The following is a 6,961-nucleotide window of genomic DNA, read 5'->3' on the forward strand; positions in this document are numbered from 1 at the left end:
TTCCTTAGCCGGCTCAGAATTCGGGATACAGCAGGTAGGGTTGGCGCTGTTGTTTGAATTGTTTCAACGCGGGCTGCCAACTTGCACGGATTTGTTGTTCAGACTGTCCGGCTTCAATCGCTTTTCTGAGTGTGTCAGTGCCGCTTAGCTTGTCGAAGAAATCCGGTCTGTCGATGAATAGCTCGCCAGCCTGTTTAAATTGATTAAAAGCCTGCAACAGCAAGGTGAGATCGAAACCTTCATTTGCTGCACGGCGGAGATCCTGACCATGAAGTTTCACATCCTGCAATTTAGGGGAAGGCGCACTGTTTGGCATACTTATCGGGGTAAAAGAGAACGTGCCCAGCGCTACTTTGTCGTGTCCGATAACCTGAAAAGGAAACGGCGTGCCGCGGCCCACGCTAACGGTGGTGGCTTCGAATAAGCACAGCGAAGGATAAAGTTGTATCGATTGTGCGTTTGGTAAATTAGGGCTGGGCGCAACCGGCAAATCGTATGTCACCGATTTGGTGTAGTTTGCCACCGGGATCACAAGTAGCTCCAGCGTATCGGCCTGATTAAACCATTGTTCACCGCGCATCATCTGCGCGAGTTCGCCTACGGTCATGCCATGAAGTAATGGAATGGGATCCATTCCCACGAACGACGCAAAACCTTCTTCACGAATAGGCCCATCGGTGAACATGCCATTAGGATTAGGACGGTCAAGTACGATGACCTGTTTTTGCTGCTCAGCGGCAGCTTCCAGCACTAAATGCAGGGTACTGATGTAGGTATAGAAACGCGCTCCTACGTCTTGAATATCAAAGATAATCACATCGCTGTCGGCCAGCATTTCTGGGCTAGGCTTTTTGGTTTTACCGTACAGCGATAAAACCGGCAGACCGGTGCGGGTATCCACACCATCGGAAATGGTTTCCCCTGCACCGGCGTCGCCGCGAAACCCATGTTCAGGGGCCATTACTTTGGTAATCGTCACGTTTTTATCAAGCAGATAATCTACCAGATGTGTGCCTTCAACTTCTGACGTCTGATTAACGACCAGCGCCACTTTTTTCCCTTGCAGTTGAGATAAGTATAAATCTGGCTGCGCTGCGCCTATTGTCAGCGCAGATGCGGAGAAACAAAGCAGTGAGAACACGAAGAGGGTTGTGGCAGACAAACACCAACGGATGGGCCGAAGGTTAACAGCGAGTCCGGTTTTCAGGGGTTTTGTGGACTTGCTTGTCATCATCCGGCATCCACAGCGCGGCGAAGAAAACCGTCGTTATTTGCCAGCAATGCGCGGGCTTCGTCGGCAGAAGAATGAGTGAGGATCATCAAGATCGCCAGCTTGGCTTTTTGACCAGCTTCTTCCAATGCCGAACTTGCCTGCTCCTCGCTGCAATCGGTGGCCTGCATGACAATCCGCACTGCCCGGGCGCGCAGCTTTTCGTTAGTGGCATTCACATCTACCATCAGGTTCTGGTAGGTTTTCCCCAGGCGGATCATGGTGGCGGTGCTCAGCATGTTGAGGACCAGCTTTTGCGCAGTACCGGATTTCATCCGGGTAGATCCCGTTAGGCTTTCCGGGCCGACAACCGGGCAAATGCTGATTTTCGCGGTGCGAAGTAAAACCGTATCACGGCTACAGGCAATGCCAACCGTGCCCGCGCCAATGTGATTGGCGTAAGTGAGTGCACTTACCACATAAGGTGTACGACCACTGGCTGATAACCCAACCAAAACATCATCGGCACTGATGTTCACCGCTTTTACATCCCGAATACCCTGCGCGCTGTCATCTTCGGCACCTTCTACGGCATGTTGAATGGCTTTCTCGCCACCGGCGATTATGCCCAATACCAGCGAGTCGGGCGTGCTGAATGTGGGTCGGCATTCTACTGCATCCAGAATACCCAAACGGCCACTGGTACCCGCGCCAATGTAAATCAGTCGGCCACCGCGATTGATACGCTCAACAATGGTATCCACCGCGGCGGCGATATGTGGAATTTGGGTGGCCACAGCGTCTGCAACTAACGCGTCTTGCTGATTAATTTTCTGCAGAATACCTTCGCTTGAGAGTAAATCGATATCCATGGTGTCAGGATTTCGCCCTTCAGAAGCAATTTTGTTTAGCTGAGCGAGAAGGGCTGAGGTGTCCTGATGATTGTCTGGCTGCATGTTGTGGCCTTTTATCTTTGGTTTTTGGTGTTTATGCCGTTGCCTGATTGCGTTGTGGGGTTGCCCCCGCGGCACAGATGACAGTGGAAACTATTGTGCCGATGACCAACTGCCAGGTAAAGCCGAGTTCAATGACCCAGGTTTCAGGGAATACGCTTTTCATTACGTAGGGTTGCATAAAAAGAGGTACGCAGAAACCCGCAAACAGGGCGCAAATCACCGAGTTTTTACTGCCGCGTTCAGTGAAAAGGGTAATAAAATAAACGCCAAGCAGCCCGCTGTAGGAAAATACCATCACGCCCAGCGCAAATTGCAGCAGCGGCGTGTTGGTGTATTGCTGCCAATAGAAGCACAGGCATGCCATGCTGCCCAGTGCCAACGCCATGCCTGCCATCGCAATACGGCCCGCCTTTACGAAATGGCTATTGTTACGCTTTTGCTTACGCCGTTCCAGCCATGGGCGATACATGTCTTGAATCAATACACTGGACATAGAATTCAGCCCGGAATTCAGGGTTGATAATGCCGCTGCCAGAATGCCTACTGTAACCAGACCACGCACGCCATCGGGAATTTCGTTAAGTACGTAGTACATAAAAATAGTCACTGGCTTGCCAGCAAAGGTGGGCACGGGTTCATCACCACCAAGACTGCTCATAAGATCAGGGCGTTGATAATACACATAAAGCAGCAGGCCGATGATTAAAAACAGGCACATCACCGGTATCACCATGACCACCGAGAGTAACATGGCTTTGCTGCCTTCTTTTGCATTTTTGCACGTGAGTACACGCTGGGTCATATCTTGATCGAGTCCGAATGCGGCAATGTTGAGTAACACAAATCCGGTAAAGACCGACAGCAGGCTAAAAACACCGCTGTTACTGAAGTCGATATCGGTATTGAACAACAGCAGTTTTGATGCTTCGCCCGGAGCCGGGTTTTCCAATGCAGCAATGATTTCAGAAAGCGATGCGGGGATAGTGCTTAATAGGACAACGATAACGGCCACGGCGGCGCCGATATATATCGCGGCCTGTAGCACGTCGGAGTAAATTACTGTGCGAATGCCGCCGTAAACGGTATATACCAAACCAACCACAGTAATGATGATGGTGGAAATTATCACGCTGTCAGCATCAATATTACCAAACAGGATCATGGCGACTGCCAGCGCGGCCATGTAGAGTCTGGCACCACTGGCAAACACGCGTCCGAACAAGTACATGGCCCCAGCAAGTTGTTTGGCTGACTCGCCAAAGCGTTGCTGTAGCAGTTCGTAAACGGTATAAACATTTTGTTTGTAAAAACGCGGAATCAGAAATGTAGCCACGAAGAACGCAGCGATGAATGCACCGATGTTGGTTGAGAGGTAAGTGAGGTCGCCCCGGTAACCTTGATCCGGACCGCCAAGAAACGTGGCGGCAGACTGCGAGGTGGCAAGTACAGAGATTGCCACTAGCCACATGGGCATTGTGTTTCCGCCAAGAAAGTAGTCCTTTGCCGAATGGTTCTTGCGGTTGAATAACCAACCACTGGTAACAAGCAGGAGGCCATATCCCGCAAAAACCAGTACATCCATTACCGCATAATGCCCGAGCATACCTTCCCGCTATATTTATCAGCCTGTTAGCTGCCCCACGATAGTGTATTCCGGCTAATATGTATAGCCGGATCTAGCCCAGCATTGTAATATGCTAAACCTTCCAACCGCAGACAGGACACACCGCCGTTGAGCAGACAAACCCGCGCTATCATTCACGCTGATGCCATTGAAGACAATTTCCGTTTAATGAAAAAGTATGCCGGAAACGGGCAGAATATGGCGGTGGTGAAAGCCGATGCATACGGACATGGTGCGGTGAGTGTTGCGCGGATATTACGTAATGAAGCCGCTGCTTTTGCCGTGGCCATTATTGAAGAAGCGTTATTGCTTCGTGAAGCCGGTGTACGTGCACCTATAGTTGTGCTTGAAGGGCCCCATCAGGCGCTCGAATGTGAGTTGGCAGCACGAGAAAACTGCACGCTGGTGGTTCATCAACGGGAACAACTGGAATGGGTAAGGCAGTGCCGGGAAGGCCGGAAACCAAAAGTCTGGTTGAAGGTAGATTCTGGCATGCATCGGTTGGGTTTTGATTGTGAGCGTGTACCAGCGTTGGTAAGCGAGTACAGCGATATTATTGATGCCGATTCTGTTCTGGTTACGCATCTGGCCTGCGCCGATGATACCGCAAACCCCTTCACGGTAGCGCAACTGCACGCGTTTAATAAAGTGCGTGAAGCGACCGGGTTAGGCGTGAGTATTGCCAGTTCGCCGGGTACAGTAGGGTGGCCACAAAGCCGAGGCGACTGGAATCGAATTGGTATTGCCATGTATGGTGCCGAGCCGCTTTCAGAAGCCAGTGGATTAGCATTAAAGCCCGCGATGTCGTTGCAGGCCAGTATTATTGCGCTGCGCAAAGTAAAACGCGGTGAAACAGTGGGTTATAGCCAAACCTGGCAAGCAGAACGTGACTCGCTGATTGCAACTGTCGGTATTGGCTATGCCGATGGCTATCCTCGTCATATGCCCAGTGGCACCCCTGTCATCGTAAAAGGGCAGCGCGCCGCGTTGGCTGGCCGCGTTTCCATGGATATGATCACCATAGATGTGACCGACATTGCGGATGTCGCCATTGGTGATTTTGTGGAGTTATGGGGAAAACAGCTGCTGGTGGATGAAATCGCCCGTTGTGCGGGGACAATTTCGTATGAACTTATTACCCGGGTGTCTCAACGGGTTCCACGCATCGTCAGACACATCTAATCCCCCGAGTCCGGTAAGTTAAGGTGTTAGGTTGTGAGCGAATACATAGAATAATCTGTAAATAAAGTTGCTCAGGCTACCATTTGGCGACAATTTATGTCGGTTGGGCGTTCGCTTATTGAAAACTTTTTAGTCAGCCCACAGTATGTTTTTGTACCGCGAGCAGGCAAAGATTCCACTTTCTCATTTCCATTATTCAGACTGCTTATTATTCTAATTCTCTTAATTCGTTAGAATAAAATCTCTCAGTTCCGATGCAAGTTCTGTCATTTCGCCTCGCGGACGCGGTACCAGCAAGGTTAGTCGAAAGGATAGCGGCCAGATTCTTAAATCCATCCTATAGTTGATTGGATAAATGCTGGACGCCTTGCTGCAGTATGGAAACCGTTTCTGACATTCATTGTGAGGTAAGTTATGAGAACTGGTTATAGTAGAGCTAGAGTGAACCGTGGTGCTTATTCACGGCCTGTACCGCAACAACAGTCGACTAAGCCACAGGCGAAGCCGAAAGCCAAATCCAAATCTTAATTCAAATAGAAAAAGCCCGGCAACCAGCCTAATGCCGATCAGTTAAGAATATTTTCATGATCGGTTGACCGATCTTTTAAAGGCTTCAAAATCCGATATCAGTTTCTGATATCGGATTTTTTTATGCCTTTACTTTCCAACCTCGATGAAACATTCAGTCATGCTGAAGATTTGAATACTATTGATAAGCTCATGTCTTTTGTTGACCCTGAACTGCTCCAGCAAGCTTATGATTTATCGGGTGTAGCGACCGTCAGACGTCGCCGGTTGCCGCTGGATTCCGTCGTTTTTACGATTGTGGGAATGAGCCTCTTCCGTAACGACCCTGTCTGGGATGTCGCGAATAAACTCGATGTTTCGCTGCCGGGTAAAAACCGCTTTGTTGCGCCCAGTGCGGTGGTGCAAGCCCGGCAACGACTGGGGGAGGAAGCTGTCGGTCACGTCTTTAAGTTAATGGCACAGCGAGCATTTGGAGAGTATGCCTTTGAACAGTGGTGTGGTTTAAATGTCCTGGCGGTTGATGGTGTGATGTTCCGTGCGCAGGATACCAATGAGAATCTTGATACATTTGGTTGTGACCGGAATGCTAAAGGTGATAATCCTTATCCGCAGGTACGCATGTGCAGCCTGATGGAAACGTCCAGCCATCTTCTATTAGCCAGTGAATTCGACAGTCGTGATGTCGGCGAGATGTCACTTGCAGAGCGCCTTGTTCCTTCGGTGCCAGATAACTCCCTGACTCTCTTTGACAGAGGATATTACTCGTTGGGATTACTCCATCTATGGATGACTAAAGGTGTGAATACCCACTGGATGCTGCCTGCTCGTAAAGATTTACAGTACACAGTAAAGCATCAACTAAGCGACCATGATGCTGTTGTCACACTGAAAACCTCGCCCCAGGCCAGAAAAAAATTTAGTGGCTTACCTGAGACCCTCGAAGCGAGATTGACCAGCTATGAAGTCGATGGAAAGACTTACCGTGTGCTTAGTTCAATGGTCAATGCGCTACAGTTTCCCTATGACGAAGTTGTCGATGTGTATGTTCAACGCTGGGAAATAGAGCTGGGCTTCAGGGAAATGAAACAAACGATGCATCAGGCAAAACTGACACTCCGAAGCAAGAAGCCGGAGATGGTACGACAGGAGCTCTGGGGGCTATTACTCGCCTACAACCTGATTCGAATGATGATGCTGGATGCTGTCAAAGATATGCCGGAGCTATCTCCGTCCCGACTCAGCTTCGGCTTATGCATGAGACACATTATTGTATTCTTCCTGTCAACCATTCCGGAAACCGTTACTAAGCTGCCCGTTCACTATGAATATCTGATGGAATCTCTGAGAATGATGAGGTTGCCCGACAAACGTCCAGACAGATATTACCCAAGAGCGGTGAGGAAAAAACCGACTAAATACCCCACAAAGAAAAAAGCCAGTCAGCTTAACTGACTGGCATTA

5 protein-coding genes are annotated in these 6,961 nt (G+C 49.7%); 2 read left to right on the top strand and 3 right to left on the bottom strand.

The window, feature by feature from the left end:
• Nucleotides 1–13: 13 nt before the first annotated feature.
• From BFC18_RS16195 to BFC18_RS16205, 3 genes are read right to left on the bottom strand one after another with little or no spacing between them, the layout of a single operon-like run.
• A complete protein-coding gene (locus BFC18_RS16195; RefSeq protein ID WP_245680413.1) occupies nt 14–1,234 on the bottom strand; it encodes an exo-beta-N-acetylmuramidase NamZ family protein in 1,221 nt (406 codons plus the stop codon).
• Entirely contained in the window at nt 1,231–2,166 is a 936-nt protein-coding gene (gene murQ, locus BFC18_RS16200) for an N-acetylmuramic acid 6-phosphate etherase (RefSeq protein ID WP_070126589.1), read from the bottom strand. The genes BFC18_RS16195 and murQ overlap by 4 nt, the downstream gene beginning before the upstream one ends.
• A 31-nt stretch (nt 2,167–2,197) precedes the next feature.
• Nucleotides 2,198–3,769: a sodium:solute symporter gene (locus BFC18_RS16205; RefSeq protein ID WP_070126590.1), complete on the bottom strand. Its 1,572-nt coding sequence runs from the start codon at nt 3,767–3,769 to the stop codon at nt 2,198–2,200.
• A gap of 129 nt (nt 3,770–3,898) precedes the next feature.
• Here BFC18_RS16205 and alr point away from each other — a divergent pair, with 129 nt between their 5' ends.
• Both alr and BFC18_RS16215 read left to right on the top strand, forming a co-directional pair.
• A complete protein-coding gene (gene alr / locus BFC18_RS16210; protein WP_070126591.1) occupies nt 3,899–4,972 on the top strand; it encodes an alanine racemase in 1,074 nt (357 codons plus the stop codon).
• 651 nt (nt 4,973–5,623) lie between these two features.
• Nucleotides 5,624–6,952: an IS4 family transposase gene (locus BFC18_RS16215; protein ID WP_070123693.1), complete on the top strand. Its 1,329-nt coding sequence runs from the start codon at nt 5,624–5,626 to the stop codon at nt 6,950–6,952.
• Nucleotides 6,953–6,961 lie beyond the last annotated feature (9 nt).

The sequence above is a fragment of the Alteromonas confluentis genome (assembly GCF_001757105.1).
Classification (GTDB): Bacteria; Pseudomonadota; Gammaproteobacteria; order Enterobacterales; family Alteromonadaceae; genus Alteromonas; species Alteromonas confluentis.